Origin of the sequence: Sorangium sp. So ce131 (assembly GCF_051519095.1) — a bacterium.
GTDB lineage: Bacteria > Myxococcota_A > Polyangia > Polyangiales > Polyangiaceae > Sorangium.
On record NZ_CP150455.1, the window covers coordinates 5974972 to 5992642 of the forward strand.

Annotated in this window: 12 protein-coding genes; 6 read left to right on the plus strand and 6 right to left on the minus strand. The window is 73.8% G+C overall.

The window, feature by feature from the left end; all coding sequences use genetic code 11:
• Positions 1–412: 412 nt before the first annotated feature.
• From WMF43_RS21625 to WMF43_RS21640, 4 genes are all read left to right on the plus strand, one after another.
• Positions 413–1204, plus strand: a complete 792-nt coding sequence (locus tag WMF43_RS21625; protein WP_437682924.1) for an alpha/beta fold hydrolase — start codon at positions 413–415, stop codon at positions 1202–1204.
• Positions 1204–3912, plus strand: coding sequence for an ABC transporter substrate-binding protein (locus WMF43_RS21630; protein WP_437682926.1), 2709 nt, complete (start codon positions 1204–1206; stop codon positions 3910–3912). Before WMF43_RS21625 ends, WMF43_RS21630 begins: the two co-directional genes overlap by 1 nt.
• Positions 3909–4979, plus strand: coding sequence for an ABC transporter permease (locus WMF43_RS21635; RefSeq protein ID WP_437682928.1), 1071 nt, complete (start codon positions 3909–3911; stop codon positions 4977–4979). Before WMF43_RS21630 ends, WMF43_RS21635 begins: the two co-directional genes overlap by 4 nt.
• A gap of 150 nt (positions 4980–5129) precedes the next feature.
• Positions 5130–6083 (plus strand): hypothetical protein, encoded by a 954-nt coding sequence (locus WMF43_RS21640; RefSeq protein ID WP_437682930.1) that lies wholly within the window; start codon positions 5130–5132, stop codon positions 6081–6083.
• A gap of 90 nt (positions 6084–6173) precedes the next feature.
• On the opposite strand, the gene WMF43_RS21645 is transcribed toward WMF43_RS21640, so the two are convergent.
• The 3 genes from WMF43_RS21645 to WMF43_RS21655 all read right to left on the minus strand — a co-directional run bounded on the left by WMF43_RS21645 (position 6174) and on the right by WMF43_RS21655 (position 12423).
• Positions 6174–9026 (minus strand): response regulator, encoded by a 2853-nt coding sequence (locus WMF43_RS21645; RefSeq protein ID WP_437682932.1) that lies wholly within the window; start codon positions 9024–9026, stop codon positions 6174–6176.
• A 181-nt stretch (positions 9027–9207) separates the two neighbouring features.
• Positions 9208–10692: a serine/threonine-protein kinase gene (locus tag WMF43_RS21650; protein WP_437682933.1), complete on the minus strand. Its 1485-nt coding sequence runs from the start codon at positions 10690–10692 to the stop codon at positions 9208–9210.
• Positions 10693–11187: 495 nt separating this feature from the next.
• Entirely contained in the window at positions 11188–12423 is a 1236-nt protein-coding gene (locus WMF43_RS21655; RefSeq protein ID WP_437682934.1) for an SPFH domain-containing protein, read from the minus strand.
• Between the two features lie 289 nt (positions 12424–12712).
• Here WMF43_RS21655 and WMF43_RS21660 point away from each other — a divergent pair, with 289 nt between their 5' ends.
• On the plus strand, positions 12713–13831 hold the full coding sequence (locus WMF43_RS21660; protein ID WP_437682935.1) for a hypothetical protein: 1119 nt from the start codon (positions 12713–12715) through the stop codon (positions 13829–13831).
• A 104-nt stretch (positions 13832–13935) separates the two neighbouring features.
• Positions 13936–14379: a nickel-responsive transcriptional regulator NikR gene (gene nikR, locus WMF43_RS21665; RefSeq protein WP_437682937.1), complete on the plus strand. Its 444-nt coding sequence runs from the start codon at positions 13936–13938 to the stop codon at positions 14377–14379.
• An 18-nt stretch (positions 14380–14397) separates the two neighbouring features.
• Here nikR and WMF43_RS21670 read toward each other — a convergent pair whose 3' ends face one another.
• The 3 genes from WMF43_RS21670 to WMF43_RS21680 all read right to left on the minus strand — a co-directional run bounded on the left by WMF43_RS21670 (position 14398) and on the right by WMF43_RS21680 (position 17646).
• Positions 14398–15534: a hypothetical protein gene (locus tag WMF43_RS21670; protein WP_437682939.1), complete on the minus strand. Its 1137-nt coding sequence runs from the start codon at positions 15532–15534 to the stop codon at positions 14398–14400.
• Positions 15535–15639: 105 nt separating this feature from the next.
• The gene (locus WMF43_RS21675) at positions 15640–16791 is read right to left on the minus strand and encodes a hypothetical protein (protein ID WP_437682941.1); all 1152 of its coding nucleotides are present in this window, start codon (positions 16789–16791) and stop codon (positions 15640–15642) included.
• 24 nt (positions 16792–16815) lie between these two features.
• Positions 16816–17646, minus strand: coding sequence for an SPOR domain-containing protein (locus tag WMF43_RS21680; RefSeq protein WP_437682943.1), 831 nt, complete (start codon positions 17644–17646; stop codon positions 16816–16818).
• Positions 17647–17671 lie beyond the last annotated feature (25 nt).

The following is a 17671-nucleotide window of genomic DNA, read 5'->3' on the forward strand; positions in this document are numbered from 1 at the left end:
GGCGACTGTATTCCACTGAATGGAATACAGTCAATTGACCCGACTACGATTATTGTGTGGTCGTCACGGGACGCGGTGCTTGCCCGGGGTTCTCGACATGGGTCGGACATTATTCGTCCTCCAGAGCGGCGGCATGATCTGCGTGTCACATCGCGAAAAGGGGGGTGGGATGGGAAGGATGCGGCCGCCGGGGCAATGGGTGCGAGCGCGGAGCCGCTCGTCGTGCAAGGGGGCGTGGGAAGCAGCATCGCCCTTACCCTGACACACATCGGTCCTTTCAGACAAAAGGGCTGATAAGCTCGCCGTCACCATGGCCAAGGCCCTCGCCAGCGAGGGTCGGGGCGCGGCCTCGCCCGCCGCTTCCCGACCTGTCGAACGCGTCATCAGGGACGTCACCGCCCGGGGTGTCAGGATGCGGGTCCTGGTCGCCGGGGCCGGGAACGGCCCGGCGCTCCTCCTGGTCCACAGCTTCCTCGTGAGCCACCTGGAGTTCGACGACGTGATCGACGCGCTGGCCCAGCATTTCCACGTCATCGCCCCGGATCTCCCCGGGTTCGGCGAGAGCGAGAAGCCGAGCCCGGCCCGGTACACGTACGGCATCGAGACGTTCGCCGAGGCCATCGCCGACCTCATTGCCGCGTTCGGCGTCGGGCGGGCGCACCTCGTCGGCCACGCCATGGGCGCCGCCGTCGCGATCACGCTCGCGGCCGAGCACCCGGAGCTCGTGCAGCGGCTCGTCCTCGAGGACGCGCTCTGTTACCCGTTCCCGATGAGCTTCAAGATGAAGCTCCCGCTCCTTCCGGTGGTGGGCGGCATCGTCTTCAAGCAGCTGCACGGCCGCGGCACGTTCCGGTCGTACTTCCGCGACGACGTCTTCCGGGCGGACGCGGCGGTGCCGCTGTCGCGCGTCGACCGGCACTACGACCTCTTCAACGCCCCCTCGGCGCGCGAGAGCGCCCACGCGGTGCTGCGCGCCGTGCTCGACGCGCGCCCCGTGGTCGCGCGCCTCAGCCGGATCACGGCGCCGACCCTCGTCGTGTGGGGCCGCGACGACCGGATCTTCCCCGCCGCGAGCGCGCAGCGGCTCGCCCGCGAGATCTCCGGCGCGCGGCTCGAGATCATGGACGCCGGGCACTCGCCCCACGAGGAGCGGCCGGAGGAGTTCGTCGCGCTCGTCACGCAGTTCCTCGAAGGGAAGCGGTGATGGCGCGCCTCGCCCGGCTCGCGCTCTCGCCCGCGCGCGCCGCGGCGCGGGCGGCGGCGCGCGCGGGCCGCGCCCTCCTCGGCGACGACGCGGCGCGGCGCTTCCGGCAGGACCGGTCGGCCCTGCTCGGCCTCGCCATCGTCGCGCTGCTCGCGCTGTTCGCCGCGCTGGGGCCGCTCGTCATCGCCCGCGACCCGAACGAGAGCGACTTCAGCCTGGCCCGCGACGCCTTCGGCATGCCGCCGGGTCCGTCGGCCGCCCACTGGCTTGGGACGGACCCGCTCTTCCGCGACCTCTTCGCGCGCCTCGCGCACGGCGCGCGGCTCTCGCTCGCCATCGCGCTCTCGTCCACGGCGCTCGCCATCGGCCTCGGCGCGCTCGTCGGCGTGGCCGCGGGCATGGCCAGCGGCACGCGGCTCGGCGCCCTCGACGGCGCGCTCATGCGGCTCGTCGACGTGATCCTCGCGTTGCCTTACCTCCTGCTCGTGACCGCGATCGGCGTCGCCGTGGGCGGGGCCGGCGTGGGGACGATCCTGCTCGTGTTCGGCCTCACCGGGTGGACCGCCGCGGCGCGGGTCGTCCGGGCCAAGACGGTGGAGCTCGCCCAGCGCGACTTCGTGGCCGCCGCGCGCGCGCTCGGCGCCGGGCCGCTGCACCTCGTCCGGCGGCACGTCCTGCCGAACGTCGCCGGGGCGCTGCTCGCGCTCGCGATCCTCGGCGCCGGGCAGATGATCCTCGCCGAGGCGGCGCTCAGCTACCTGGGCGTCGGCGTGCAGCCGCCGACCGCGACCTGGGGCCGGATGCTGCACGAGGCGGAGCCCTACCTCGGGGCGAAGCCGCTGCTCGTCGCGGCCCCGGGCTTCGCCATCCTGCTCGCCGTGCTCGGCTTCCACCGCGTCGGTGAGGGGCTCCGCGACGCGCTCGACCCGGCCGGCGCCGAGCTCCCGCGCGGCCGGCGCCTGCCGGTCGATCTGCTCCTCGCCGGCGGGGCGCTGCTCCTCGTGGCGGGCGGCTCGCCCAGCCGCATGCGCCCGCCCCTCGGCGGCGGCGCCGCCGGCGGGGACGCGGCCGCCGGCGCGCCTGTCCGAGGCGGGACCTTGCGCCTCGCGACGACCACCAGCGTCCGCACGCTCGATCCTGCGATCGCGTACGACGAGCTCGCGGGCACGGTCGCGGAGCTCGTGTTCGCCCGCCTCGTCACGTGGGACCGGGACGGCCGGATCGCGCCGGAGCTCGCGCGCGCGATCGCGGTCGAGGGGGGCGGGCGGACGTACGTCTTCACGCTGCGCGAGGGCGTGCGGTTCCACGACGGCGCCGAGCTCCGCGCCGCGGACGTGAAGCGCTCGATCGAGCGGACGCTCCACCCGAGCACGCCGAGCCCGGGCGCGAGCCAGTACGACATGATCGAGGGCTTCGCCGAGTTCCACGGGGGCGCGTCGCCGCACCTCGCCGGCGTGCGGGTGCTCGGCGACCACGCCGTCGCCGTGGATCTGCGCGCGCCGGACGCGACCTTCCTGCCGCGGATGACGCTCGCGTTCATGGCGCCGGTGTGCCCCTCGTCCGGCGCGGCGGTGGACGCGGCGAGCCCGCCTGTGCCCTGCGGCGCGGGCCCGTTCCGCGTGGAGCGGTGGGACCAGGACGGCGGCCTGCGGCTCGTCCGGCACGAGGGCTACTTCCAGCCGGGCCGGCCGTACCTCGACGCGATCGAGTGGCAGACCGGCGTGCGCGCGACGACGCAGCGCTACAAGTTCGAGGAGGGCGAGCTCGACTACCTGCGCGATCTGACGGCGATCGACACGGCGGCCTACCGCGCCGACCCCGCGTGGGAGGGCCAGCGGCGCTGGGTGCCCCGGCACCGGACCAACGCCGTCTTCCTCAACACCGAGCTCGCGCCGTTCGACCAGCTGGCCGTGCGACGCGCCGTGGCGTTCGCGGTCGACCCCTCGGTGCTCGAGAAGGTGCGCCCCGATCTGGTCGCCCTCGATCGGGTGCTGCCGGCGTCGATCCCGGGCCCCCCGCGCGACGAGCCGATGCGGCGGCACGACCCCGCGCGCGCCCTCGCGGAGATGGCCGCGGCCGGCTATCCGTACGACCCGGCGACGGGCAAGGGCGGCTACCCGCGGCTCATCGACTACATCGCCGTCCCCGACACGATGGAGCAGGCGGTCGGCGAGATCTTCCAGCAGCAGCTCGCGAAGGTGGGCCTCCGCGTCCGCCTCCGGCTCGTCAGCTGGGCGACGTACCTCGCCGAGGCGTCGCGGCGCCGCGCGGTCCCCATGGGCTGGGCCGGGTGGCAGGCCGATTTCCCCGACCCGGCGAGCTTCTTCGAGCCGACGCTCTCCACGGCGGCCATCCGGGACGAGGGCTCGCAGAACTACGCCTTCTTCAGCCATGCGCCGTTCGACCGCGCGCTCGACGAGGCGCACGCGGAGCAGGACCACGCGCGGCGCCTCGCGCTCTACGCGCGCGCCGAGGCGATCGTCCGCGACCTCGCGCCGTGGGTGCCCACGCACACGCTGCGCTTGCTCGAGCTCTGGCAGCCCTACCTGCGCGGCTACGAGCGCTCCGCGGTGATCTCGCCGCGCTTCCACGACGTATGGCTCGACCCGGCCGCGCGCCTCGCGGGCGGCGGAGGGGCGCGAGCGGGCAGGCGCGCGCCGCTCGCGGGCAGGCGCGCGCCGCTCGCGGGCGCCGTGCTCCCGCGATGAGCTCCGCGCTCGCGCGCCTGCTCCGGCGCCTCGGGTGGGCGGCGATCGTGATCGCCGGGGTCACCGCCGTCTCGTTCGCGATCGCGTACCTGCTCCCGGGCGACGCGGCGCGCATGCTGGTCGGGCCGCAGGCCTCGGCCGCCGACATCGAGCGCGCGCGGGCGATCTACGCGCTGGATCGCCCGGTCCCCGTGCAGTTCGCGCGCTTCGTCCGCCGCCTCGTGCACCTCGGACCGGAGCGGGGCGGCGGCCCGGCCGCGCGGCCGGCGGAAGGCGGAGGGGCGCGCGAGGGCGCGCGCGGCGATCCCGAGCACCGGAGCTGCGCGGCGGGGCCGCTCGGCGTGCACCTCGATCTCGGCTACAGCTTCCACTACCGGAGGCCGGTCGTGGATCTGCTGGAGGCGAAGGTGCCGCGCACGGTGGAGCTCGCGCTGGCCGCCTTGTTGGTGCAGCTCCTGCTCGGCCTCTCGCTCGGGATCGTCGCGGCGGCGCGCCGCGGGACGGCGTGGGAGGACGCGGCGCTGGGCCTCACCCTGCTCGGCGCCAGCGCGCCCACCTTCGTGATCGGCCCCGCCCTGCAGTACGCGCTCGCGTACAAGCTCCGGCTCCTGCCCTATGACGGCTACGGCGTCACGGCGGCCGATCACCTGCGCTCCCTGGTCCTGCCGGCGCTGACGCTCGGCGTGTTCGGCAGCGCGCTCTACGCGCGCATGGTCCGCGAGGAGCTCCGGACGCTGCTCCGCCAGGACTTCATCCGGACCGCGCGCGCCAAGGGCGCCTCGCGCCTGCGCGCGCTCGTCGTCCACGCGCTGCGCAACGCGCTCCTGCCGCTCACCACGCTCGCCGCGCTCGACTTCGGCGCGCTGGCGGGCGGCGCGATCGTGACCGAGAAGCTCTTCCGGTGGCCCGGCGTCGGGAGCATGGCCGTCGAGGCGCTGCAGAACCGCGACGGTCCGCTGCTCGTCGGGACGGTGCTCTTCGCCGCGACCGTCGTCGTGCTCGCCACCGTGGCGCTCGATCTGGCGGCGGTGGCGCTCGATCCGAGGCTGAGGTCACGCGGGCGCTGAGCGGAGGAGCGGCCGTACGCGGGGACCGGCCGGCCTCGCGGCGCCCAGCATCGTCGCAGCGCAGGCGACGCGAGCGCGGTGGCCTGAGCGGACCCGCTCCGGTACGCTCACCGAGTCGGCTGGGCAGAGCACCGCCGTCCCGCGAGCGTCATGGCAATCCCGGATCCCACGGAAGACATCGACCTGACGCTCCGCCATGTCTCACGTCAGTTCCCGGAGCAGTTCGCGCGCGCGCTGCTCCCGCCCGGCAGCGCGATCACCGCGGCGCGATGGCCCGACACCCAGGTGACCTCGCGCCAGCGCCGGCTCGATCGGGCGATCGAGGTCATCGTCGGCTGTGAAACACGGCTGTTCCACGTCGAGTGGCAGCTCACGATGACCGCGGACATGCCGTTCCGTGTCTTCGAGTACCACATGCTGATGGCGCTGGCGCTCGCCGCCGAGACGCCGGCGGGCGCGCCGGTGCCGCGCATCGACAGCGTGCTGGTGCTGCTCTCCGGCCGCGAGGAGCCGTGGCCGGAGGAGGGCGAGTACCGGACCTCGTCGCCGGGCGCGGGCTTCTCCGGGGCTCATTTCCGGATCGACGCCGTCTACCAGCGGACGGTGGCCGAGCTCGCCGCGCGGGGACCTTTATGGATGATCTTCGCCCCGCTGGCGCGGGACGCCGACCCGGCGCAGATGAAGCGAGTGCTGGACGAGCTGCGCGCCAGCACGACACCGCGGGAGTTCGAGGAGCTGGCCGTCGCGCTGACCGTGTTCGCCGACGCCGACAGGCGGGAACGAGGTCTGCGCGAGGTCATCGTCACGATGTTGAGCGAGGAGATCATCATGGAGAGCTGGGTCTTCAAGCAGGGCGTCGAGAAGGGCATCGAGAAGGGCATCGAGAAGGGCATCGAGAAGGGCATCGAGAAGGGCATCGAGAAGGGGGTCGAACCGCTGGCGCGCCTCTTCGAGCGCAAGCTCGGGCGCAAGATCGACGCGAGCGAGCGCGCGGCGCTCATCGAGCGGCTCGATCGGCTGGGTCCGGATCGGCTGCTCGACGTGGGCCTCGAGCTGTCCCCTGAGGCGCTCGGCGCCTGGCTCTCCGATCCGGCATCTACCTGAACCAGAGTCCGCCGTAACTCCCGCGTCACGGACGGACCACGCGATGAGCGCAGACGACCGCCGCGCCGAGCGCGGCGAGGCCCTGCGCGATCAGGGCATGCCGGCGAGCGCGCGGCACTCGGCGCCGAGCGGGGAGTCGGGAGCGGAGAGCTCGGCGCACTTGCGGAACGACGCCTGTCCCCCGCGCCCGGCAGACTGCTCCGCGGCGCCGCGGAGGTGCCATGCGCTGGCGCTTCCCGGGGACGCCGCCGTGAGCTGCTGCGCGAGCTGCACCGCCTTGCCGGACTGCCCCGCCTCCAGCGCGCGCATCACGCGCACCGTGAGGGACCCGCCCTCCTCGGCCGGAGCGGCGGGAGCGGACGCCGGCGGCGCGGCGTGGGGCTGCTCCCGCGGCGGCGCGGCAGGCTGCCCAGCGGGCCCCGGGGCGCCCGGCTGCGCCGCCGGGACAAGCGGTGCGGGAGGGCTCTTCTCGGAGGGCGCACCGGCCTTCTCCGCTGCCGGGGACGCCGGGGCCGCCGCCGGGGGATCGGCCGGGCTGGAAGGCACGGGCGCCGCCGTACTCACCGGCTCTTCGTGCGCCGCGCCGGGAGCTTGCTCCGCGGCGGCGGCTTCGGTGTGGGCCTCCGAGGGCACCTCGATCGAGGGGGGAGGCGCGGGGCGCCGCATGCGGCTGAGCAGCCAGATGCCCGCGCCGCCGATCGCGAGCGCTGTGACCACGCCGGCCACGATCCGCGCGACGCGAGCCCGGCGCGCCTCCTGGCGAGGCCTCCAGAGCGTGGCTTCGACGGCACCAGCCGTCGTGTCGATGTCCTCGGCAGCCGCGGAGGGCTCCTGCGCCGCGAACTTCCCCGGCGCGTCCCCCGCGCCCAGGAAGAAGCGCTCGCTCTCGCTGAGAGGTCCGGCCTCTATCGGGGGCGCATCCTCGGACGACGCGGCGTCGTCGGATGGCGCCGCCTCCTCGGGCGACACGTCCGCCGGCGACGCCGCGCCTTCGGGCGCCGCCGCCCGCCTCGAAGCCAGCGCCGCGCCGGCAGGCGCCGTATCCGGCAGCGCCGCGCCCGCCTCGGCGCGGCCCCCCGCGCCCGCCTCGACGCGGCCCCCCGCGCCCGCCTCGGCGCGGCCCCCCGCGCCCGCCTCGGCGCGGCCCCCCGCGCCTGCCTCGGCGCGGGCCGCCTCGCCGGCCCGCGGCTCCTCGGCGCGCAGCGCCGGCCCTCGCGGCGCGCCGCGGGGGATCACGACGGCCGGCGGCGCGTCGCTCGACGGGCGGGGTCGCAGCGTGGGCGTCGAGTTCGGCGCGGCGCGCTCCTCGGCGGCAGGCGGCGCGCCGCCCGGCTCCGCCGCGGGACCGGGCGGCGGCCCCGCGAGCGCCTCGGGCGTCCTGGACCGACCGCGCGGCTCGGGAGGAGCGCTCGGGGCCGTGGGCCTCTCGCTGCCCGTGGCGCGCTGCCGCTGGGCGAAGCTGCGCGGCGTCACCAGCGGTCGGGTGAGCGGCGCCTCATCGAGGCCGCCGATCGCGTCCCTGTCGTCCCTCTCCCGCGCGCGCGCGGCATGGTCGCGCCCGCGCGCCGAGCGGGCGGCGTCGGCGGCCGGCGCGGCGCTCCGCGGAGGCTCGGAAGGCACACGCGAAGGCTCCCCGCCGCGCGGCGGCTCCGCCGCGCGCGCCGCGGCGCTCGCGGAGGCCGTGCGGCTCACCGGCCCGTTCACGGCGCTCCGGGCGGTCACGGGCTTCGCGGCGGCCTCCGCCTCGACGTCCCCCGCCTGGGCGAGCACCTCGTGGCCGGGCCGAGAGCGCGGGAGCATCGCCGGAGAGACCCGGGTCGAGAGCGGCGCCGGGACCACGGCGGCGTCCTCGAGATCGTCGACGCTCCCCTGCCCTGCGCTCCCTTCGGGGTAGTTGGAGCGCCGCCCTCCCGCCGGCGAGGAGAGCGGCGAGAAGTCGTCCTGGAAGGCCGCCTCCGGCTCGCTCGGCACGACGTCGTCCGGCGGGAGCGCGGCGGCGGGGATCAGCAGGCCCTCGAAGTACAGCTTCGAGATGGTGGACAGCGTCGACAGGTCCTCGAACGGAGACGCGTCGACCACCTGCATCAGCGTCCGCTTGCCGTCGAACAGGCGCAAGATCCCGTTCAGCTCGTCCGGGATCTCGTTCAGCCGCTCCAGGAGCTCCTCGCTGTCCACCTCGAAGACCGTGGAGAGCGACGGCAGCGCCTCGAGGAGCCGCCCCCACTCGTCGACCCGGCGCATGCCCTCCATCAGGAGGCCCTGGGTCGACGTCTCGATCACGTCGGGGTTGTCGACCTTGCAGAACTCGACCTCGAACGTCCCCTCGTTCCAGAGGAGCGCGCGGTACACCGCCTCCTCGCCGCAGAGCCGACCGAGCGTCGCGTCGACGACCTTGCCCTCGCGGAAGTAGACCTGCGCCTCGTTGTCCCCGTGCGACAGGTGGACGATCCCGCTCTTCCGGCTGACCTCGAACGTCTGCAGGAGATCGACGACGTTCATGTCGAGGATCGACCCGGAGAACCTGGTCCGACCGGTGGTCGCGAAGTGCCGGGTCGTGATCCCCTCCCGCGTCCGCCGCGCGAGGAGCAGCGTCACCCGCGCGATGAGCTCGCGCACGAAGATCGGCTTCGTCAGGTAGTCCTCGACGCCGAGCTCGAGCCCGCGGATCTTGTCCTCGATCGACCGCTGGCTCGTCAGGAAGACCACGGGGATCGAGGCCCAGTCGGCGTGCTCCTTCATCTTGCGGACGAGCGCGTAGCCGTCGACGTGCGGCAGGCGGGTGTCGCTGAGGACGAGGTCCGGCGTGGAGACCTCGAGCTTCGCGAGGGCGTCCGCTCCGTCCTTCGCGGTGGTCACGCTGTAACCGGCCTTCTTCAGGCTGACCTCGAGGACCCGAACGCTGCGTGGATCCGCGTCGACCAGGAGGAGCTGTTGCTTGGCCACTAGAGGTTTCCGCCCTCGCGAAGGATGGCGAGCCCGAGCGGACGCTGTCAAGCGCTCCGCCCGGCGCGTCACCGCTGCCGTCGACCGCGTGTCCGCGGCCGCGGGCCCGGCGGATCGACGGGGCCATCGTGCGCACAGGACGCCGGCGAAGGCCAGGTTTCGTCGCGCGCGGCCCGCCCGGTCAGCGATCCCAGGGATCGATGATATCGCCGCCCGACGACGGCTTCGCCGCGGGCGCGGCGGTCGCCGTCGGCCGGGCCGTCGCGGTGGGCACCGGCGGCCGCGCGGGGCTCATGACGGGCGTCCCCTGGACGCGAGGCGGTTCCTGCGCGAGCGGCGCGGCCGCCGCGCTCGGGGCCGCGGCCGCGGGCGGCGGCTCGTCGGGCGCCGCGGCGGTCGCCTTGGTCGACTCGGTCACCCTGCTCGCCTCGGCCGCCTCGGTGGCTCCGGGGGCGGCGCCGTCGGGCGGCGCCTCGCTCGCCGCGGCGCGCAGGGCGCGGACGCCGAGGGCGATGGCGATGGGCACCACGATCGCCGCGAGCGCGATCGCGACGCGCGCCCTCATCGAGAGGGGATCGGCCGGCTCGTCCGGGACCTGGACCGGGCCGAGCATCTCGTCGCGCTCGCGCAGCTTCAGCGGCTCGCGGCGAGGGTCGTCCTGGAGCATGACCGCCGCGGCGCGGCCCGGCGCCTCGATCGCGAGCTCGATGGCCGTGGCGAGGTCCGCCATGGAGGCGAAGCGCTCCTCGGGGTTCTTCGCGAGGCAGCGCATGACGATCGGGCCGAAGGCCCCGAGCGTGGAGGAGTCCGGCATCACCTGCTCGAGCGGCTCCGGTGACATGTACATGTGCTTGGTCAGCACGCCCATGTACGTGTCCGCCTCGAAGGGGACGCGCCCCGCGAAGCACTCGTACATGAGGACGCCGAGCGCGTAGATGTCCGCGCGCGCGTCGATGCGCTTCCCCTCGGCCTGCTCCGGGCTCATGTAGTGCGGCGTCCCGAACACCATCCCGAGGCGGGTGAGCCGCTTGCCGCCGGCGACCTTCGCGACGCCGAAGTCGAGCAGCTTGACGAACTCCTGGTCGCCGTTGCGGACGAGGTACACGTTGTCGGGCTTGAGGTCGCGGTGGATGACGCCCGCGGCGTGCGCGGCCCCGAGCGCCGCGGCGCACTGGAGCATGATCTGCCCGACGCGCTGGGCCGGCAGCGTCTTCTCGGTGCGCAGCAGCGACGCGAGGGAGGTCCCGGTGAGGAACTCCATGACGAAGAAGGGCAGCTCCGGCTTCCCCGGCTCGACCTCGATCGCGCCGAAGTCGCTCACCGCGACGATGTTCGGGTGGCCGATGGCGGCGGCCGCCTTGGCTTCCTGGATGAACCGGGCGACGAGCTCGGCGTCCTGCGCGATGTCGCGCCGGAGCACCTTCAGGGCGAAGAGGCGGCCGAGCGACTTGTGTCGCACCTCGTACACCGTCCCCATGCCCCCTTCGCCCACGACCGCCTGCACCTCGTAGCGCCCCTCGATCGTGCGCCCGAGCAGCGGATCGGCGGCCGGGTTCCAGTCCGGCGCGTCGGCGAGCGGATCGCCGTCGAACGGGCAGAACCTCGAGTCGCCGGAGAAGGTCAGCTTGCAGGTCGGGCACCGCCGCGCGCTCGGGACGTGCTTCACCTTACCCCGGCGCGCCGGGAACATGTCGCCGTGCGGAAGCGGCGCATCGCTCCGCCGTCCCGGCGCGTCGCTCCGCCGTCCCGGCGCGTCGCTCCGCGCTCCCGGCGCATCGCTCCGCGCTCCCGGCGCATCGCTCCGCGCTCCCGGCGCATCGCTCCGCGCTCCCGGCGCATCGCTCCGCGCTCCCGGCGCATCGCTCCGCGCTCCCGGCGCATCGCTCCGCGGGGGCTCGTCGCCCTGCGCCGGCGGCGCCGGGATCGACCCCTCCCCGTGGGACCGTATGAGCTCGTCCCGACGAAACAGCTCAGCGGTCTCGGACTCGCCGGTGTTCATCTCGGGCTGAGCATCCCCGGCCATGCGGAGCGTTGCTGGCACCCCAGCGAGTCTAGCCGAAAGCGCGCGCGGTGGTCTGGATCAGATGGCAACAGATGTCGGGCGGCGTGGGCGGCTCCCCCGGGGTCGCCGGGCGCGGCGGGCGGAATGCGCGGGGGAGGCTCAGATCTCCTCGAGGATCTTCGCCTTGCGGGCCTGGAACTCCTCGTCCGTGATGAGGCCCTTGTTCTTCAGGTCCGCGAGGCGCTCCAGGCGCTGCTCGATCGACGGCCCCGCGGCCTGCGCGGCCTGCGGCTGCGGCGCCCCCGGGTAGCCCTGCGGCGCCCCCGGGTAGCCTTGCGGCGCCCCCGGGTACCCCTGCGGCGGCGCGCCGGGGTAGGCGCCCGGCTGCTGCATGTGCGGCGGCACGAACTGGGGCTGGCCGTGGCCCGCGAGCGCGGGGTTCATCCCCTGCGCCAGGCCGGCGCCGATCGCCACCTGGGCGCCCAGCGCCGCGACACCGCCGCCGTCGCCCCCCTTCGCCATGCCCTCCCCGGCGCCCATCATCGCCTGGCCGGCGGCGTAGTTCTGCCAGTTGCCCGCCAGCTGCTGCACGTACCGCGCGTCCTGCTGGAACCGCTGATCGAGCTCGAACTGCTTCGCCCGGGCGGTGTCCTGCGCGACGCCGATGCCCCGGCGCGCCTCGCCGCGCGCCTTGTTCGCGTCGCGGAGCAGCTTCTGGTCCTCGGCCGAGAAGTTGATGTTGAAGTTGCCGATCTCGAGGATCTTACAGCCGATCTCCTCGAGGTTCGGCGCGGACTGCACGATGCGGGCGCCGAGCTCCATGCTCATGCCGCCGAGGTTGAGCAGGCTCTTCTGTTGCTGCGCGCAGACCTGGCCGATCACGGTCTTCACGCTCATGAAGAACTTGCCCTTGATCCAGCTCAGGATGACGTCGTTGTCGCCGCTGCCGCCGCACTGGCCGTGGTAGCCGACGACGAACCGCACCGGGTCGACCACGACCAGCGAGAACTCACCGAAGATGCGCGGCGTCACGAACTCGTAGAGGATCGGGTCCTCCATCGACTCGAGCGGCCCGCCGAACGGCACGCCGCGGACCGGCTGCGTCTTCACGAAGAAGATCTCGGCGATGAACACGTCCCCGCCCGTGAGCTTGTTCACGAGGTTGTTCAGGAAGGGGATGTTCTGCGTCTGCAGGGTGTGGCGGCCCGTCGGCAAGAAGCCCACGTACCGGCCGTCCTTGAAGAAGAGCGCGCACTCGTCGCTGTCGACCGTGAGCTGCGACCAGAAGGGGATGTTCTGGTCCCGGTGCTTGTAGACGATGAGATGCTTCGCCGCGTCCGGGCGCGCGATCATCATCTCGCGGACGCCGTTCTTCACGAAATCGAAAATCCCCATGTCGCGCTCCTCTGCGTGTGCTGGATGAGACGAACGTGCCGGCGCCCTGCCCCCCGACGTCGGGCTCGTTTCGTCAGCAGGCGCGCGCTCTCCTTCGATCCTGTGCTGTCCGTTCTCCGTTGACGATCGCCGCGCCTTTCGGGCACACAGCGGCCTCAGGATAATCCGCAGATCGCTGGGCAGCAACGCCCGCCTGGGAGAACCGCATGCCCGTCGCTTCGCCCGCGCCACGACCGCCCTCGAGCTCCGCCGCCGCGCGGCGCGGGGCCGCGCCGCGGAGGGCGCTTCCATGATCCCGCCGATCGACGTCGGCGCCCTCTCGGCGCCCGCGCAGAAGATGGCTCAGCCGACGGCGCCGCAGAAGCTCCGCGAGATGGCGGCGCGCGGCATCGCGCCCGGGCTCAAGCCCGGCGAGGTGGTGACGCTGCTCGTGCTGCTCGCGTCGCGCGAGGACGAGCCGGCCCGCGAGACCGCCGACAAGACGCTCGCGGCGCTCCCCGAGCCGCTCCTCCAGGGCGCGCTCGGCGGCGACCTGCCGTCGCTGGTCATCGACCGGCTCGCCCGCCTCTACGCGGACCGCCTCCCGGTCATCGAGCGGCTCCTCGGCCTGCCGGGCATGGCCGGCGACACGCTCGAGGAGCTCGCGCGCGGCGGGAGCGAGGCCGTGACGGAGCTCATCGCGGTCAACGAGGAGCGGCTCCTCAAGAACCCGCGCGTCATCGAGAAGCTCTACCTCAACAAACACACGCGCATGTCGACGGCCGACCGCCTCGTCGACCTCGCCGCCCGCAACGGCGTCGAGCTCACGGGCATCCCCGCGTGGCGCGAGGTCAGCGTCGCGATCAAGGACGAGCTCATCGTCGAGCCGACGCCGGAGCCGACCCCGGACGACGTGCTGTTCAACGAGACGCAGGCGCTCGCGGAGTCCCTCGAGGCCGATCACGCCGTGGACACCCACGTCGAGGACGAGGAGGGGCAGGAGAAGATCAAGGATCTCTACGTGCCGCTCTACAAGCGGCTCGCCGACATGACCATCTCGCAGCGGATCCGCCGCGCGATGCTCGGCTCGCGCGAGGAGCGGATGCTGCTCGTGCGCGACTCGAACCGCCTCGTGGCCAGCGCCGCCGTGCGCAGCCCGCAGATGCAGGAGGAGGAGGTCGTCCTCATCAGCCGCAACCGGAACATGTCGGACGAGGTGCTGCGGATCATCTCCACCACGCCGGAGTGGCTGAAGAGCTACACGGTGAAGAAGCACCTCGTGGAGAACCCGCGGACGCCGGTGCTGGTCGCGACGCGGCTCGTCCAGCACCTGCGCGAGTCGGACCTCCGGAACATCGCGAAGAGCAAGAACGTCACCTCGCCGGTGAAGGACGCCGCGCGGCGGCACCTGGAGCGGCGCAAGACCTGAGCGGGCGACCGGGCGCTCCCCTGCCCGCCCGGCGGCGCCGCCACCTCCTCCGGGCGCGAGCCCCCTTCCCGGCCGGACCTCGCCCCCGCTAGCCTGCGCCCACGATGAGCGACCTGGTCCGCTTCGGCGTCGCGATGGAGCGAGCGTTGCTCGCCGAGTTCGATCGGCGCATCACCGCGCAGGGCTACGAGAACCGCTCGGAGGCGCTGCGGGATCTCGTGCGCGCGGATCTGACGCGGGCCGCCTGGGACGAGGGGGCGGAGGTGGCGGCGACGATGACCGTCGTCTACGCCCCCGAGGTGCGGGAGCTCGTGCTGCGGATCTCCGAGCTGGAGGCCCAGCACGCGGGCGCGGTGATCTCCAGCCTGCTGATCCGCCTCGACGAGGGGCGGCTCTTGCAGGTGATGGCGCTGAAGGGCCGCGGCGCCGAGCTGTCCGCGCTCGCGGGGCAGCTCGCCGGGGCCAAGGGGGTGCTGTCGTGCGCGCTCACCCCCGCGGCGGCGCTCTCGGGCGCGGCGCCCGAGGGGGCGCGCCGGCCGAGGGGCTGACGCGGGGGGCGCCCGCCGTCACTTGGGGAGCATCATCACCGTGCCGGCGCCCTCGTTCGCCCAGTACACGTGGCCGGCATCGACCGCGATGCCGCTCGGGGCGTCCTGCTCGGAAGCGAGCACCGTGGCCTCGCCGCCCGCGATCGGCACCGTCATCACCGCGCCGTTCACCGAGCCCGTGGCGCCGACGTTCGTCCAGTAGACGTGCTCGCGGTCCACGGCGAGGGACCAGGGATGGTCCTGACCGGACGCGAGCTCGACCGGCTCGCCGCCGCCGATCGGCACCTTCATGACGGTGCCGCCGTCGTTGGTCGTCCAGTAGACGTTCTGCTCGTCCACCGCGATGGCCCTCGGGTTGTCCTGCCCCGTGGCCAGGTCGCGGTACGTCTCGTCGATGAAGGACCAGGTCTCGATCGAGCCGCCCTCCGCGTTCGCCCAGTAGACGCTCTGGCCTTTCACCGCGACGCTGCTCGGCTCGCCCGAGGCTTGCCAGACGTGGATCACCAGGGGCTGCTGGGTGAGCGCATGGACCTCGTTGGACCCGCCGTTCGTCCAGTAGATGTCTCCGCCCGCGACCGCGATGCCCACGGGACCGTCCCGCTCCCCGACGACCGCGCCGGGCTTGTCGCTGCCGTCGAGCGACACCTTCATGATGCTGCCCTCCTTCGGCCGGTTGCCCGCGTAGTTCGTCCAGTAGACCCAGCTCGCGTCGATCGCGATCCCGACCGGCTCGTCGAGCCCATCCTGGAGCGGCGGGGGCGTGGTGTCGCTGCCGTCGAGCGGCGCCCGGATCACGGAGCCGTCCTTCATCCCCGGGGTGCCGCGGTTGACGACGTAGACGTGCGTCGCGTCCACCGCGATGCCGAGCGGCCCGTTCAGGTGCTCGGCCAGCACGACGGGGCCGCACACGCCGTCCGGGCACGCGCCGCCCGCGCCGCCCGCGCCGCCCAGCCCACCCGCGCCGCCTTGGCCGCCGGAGCCCCCCTGGCCGTTCGAGCCGCCCCGGCCGCCCGATCCGCCGGATCCCTCGTCCCGCACGAACTGAAGCTCGTTCACCCCGGAGAGCGCGTTGCACCCTGACAGCGCTCCGAGGCCCACCGCGAGGAGAGCCAGGGTGCGTCGCGCCGCCGGGTGCAGCGCCGTTCGCTCGTGCATGAAGACCTCGCCTCCACGCTACGCGTCCTCGCCTGGGCTGTCAGCCGCCTTCGCTGTCGTACCGGGGAGCGCGCATGCAGGGCGCGGACACACCCCTGGCTCGCCTCATTTGCGCACCTTCATGATCGTGCCGTCCTCTTTCGCCAAGCCTTCGTTCGCCCAGTAGACGTGCTCTTCGTCCACCGCGATGCCGGTCGGGGCGTCCTGCGAGGCGGCGAGCACGACGGGCTCGCCGCCGGATTTCGGCACCTTCATCACCGAGCCGTTCATGGCGCCGGCTTCACCGAAGTTGGTCCAGTAGACATGCGCTTCATCCACGGCGATGAAGAAGGGGTGGTCCTGCCCCGAGGCGAGCTGCTCGGCCGGCCCGCCGCCGATCGGCGCCTTCATCACGGTGCCGCCGCCGGTCATCCCGTCGTTGTTCGTCCAGTAGACGTTCTGGTCGTCCACCGCGACGCTGTTCGGACCCTCTTGTCCGACGGCGATGTCGAACGCCTCGGCGCTGCCGCGGTTCTTGTACCGGACCGAGCCGCCGCCGCTGTTCGCCCAGTAGACGTTGGTCGCATCCATCGCGACCCCGCCCGGGCTGCCGCCTGCCGCCTGCACGACGCCGCCCGCCGATCGGAGCTCGTCGCCCTCGCGGTTCACCCAGTAGACGTCGTCGCCGAAGACGGCGATGCCGACCGGGCCGTGTTGCTGCGTGGCGATCGGGGGCGGCTTCTCGCCGCCGTCGAGCGACACCTTCATGACGGTCCCCGCCGCCGGCCTGCCGCCCGCGTAGTTCGTCCAGTAGACCCAGCTCGAGTCCGCGGCGATCCTGGCCGGCGCGTCGAGCCCGTCGAGGAGCGGCCGCGGATGTGGATCGCTGCCGTCGAGCGGCACCCTGATCACGGAGCCGTTCGGCGCGTTCGGGTCGCCGTCGCCCTGGATGGCGCAGTAGATGTGCGTCGCGTCCACCGCGATGCCGAGCGGCCGGATCTGCCCGTAAGCCATGGTCACGGGGGCACAGCCGTCGCCCGGACAGGCGCTGCCGGCGCCTCCAGCGCCGCCCGCTCCGCCCTGGCCGCCTTCGCCACCCGCGCCGCCCTGGCCGCCTTCGCCACCCGCGCCGCCCCGGCCGCCGGATCCCTCGTCGTGTGCGAAGTGGAGCTCGTTCACCCCGGAGAGCGCGTTGCAGCCCGACAGCGCCCAGAGGCCCACCGCGAGGAGAGCCAGGGTGGGTCGCGCCGGCAGGTGCCGCGCCGTTCGCTCGTGCATGAAGCCCTCGCCTGACCGTCCAGGCTACGCGTCGTCGCCGGGCGTGTCAGCCACCTTCACGGTCGTCTTCGGCGGATCGACGATGAACGTCACGAGGCGCTCCTTTGCCTCGAACTCCTGCCGGTAGATGACCGCCGAGCGCTTGTACTTGAACGGGCCGATCCGGACGCGGTGCCAGAGGCCGCGCCCCTTGACGTACGCGGGCTCGACGTACGCCTTGTGCCCGCGGCGCCGCAGGGCGGCCGCGAAGCCCTCGGCGTCGGCGGGTTCCTTGAACGAGCTCACCTGGAGCTGGTAGCCGCCCGGCCCGCCGCGCTCGATCTCCGGCCCCTCCTCGCGCGCGACGTGGCGGGCCATCGCCGTGAGCGTGTCGTTCGGCGCGACCTCGCCGCCCGCGGGCTCGAGCACGTGCTGCGCCGGCAGCGGGACCACCGGGAGCCGGTCCGCCGCGGCCGGCGGGCCCACCTCGGCGCCGGGCGGCTGCTGGTCGGCGGCGGCGGCCTTCGCGGCCTTCGGGTCGCGCACGGCCTCGAGCGCGGTCGTCGGGTGCTCCGCGTCGGACAACATGGCAGGGAAGGTCACGTCCTGCCCGATCGTGGCGGGGCGCGGGGCCGCCTTCACGCCGGCCGGATGGGCGCGCGCGACCAGATCCCCGAGCGGATCGGCGTCGACCGGCTTCTCGCGCGCCGGGGCGCGCAGCAGCGCCACCGCCGCGAACACGATGCACGCCCCGCCCAGCGAGGCCAGCACCAGCGCGCCGGCGCGCGACGGGCGAGCCCCGGGATCCTCCTCCTGGATCTCCTCGAGATTGCGCACCGCCCCGGTGTCCATGCTCTCGCCTTTGCTGCGCCTCATGCTTCCTCCACAACCCCTCTATCCC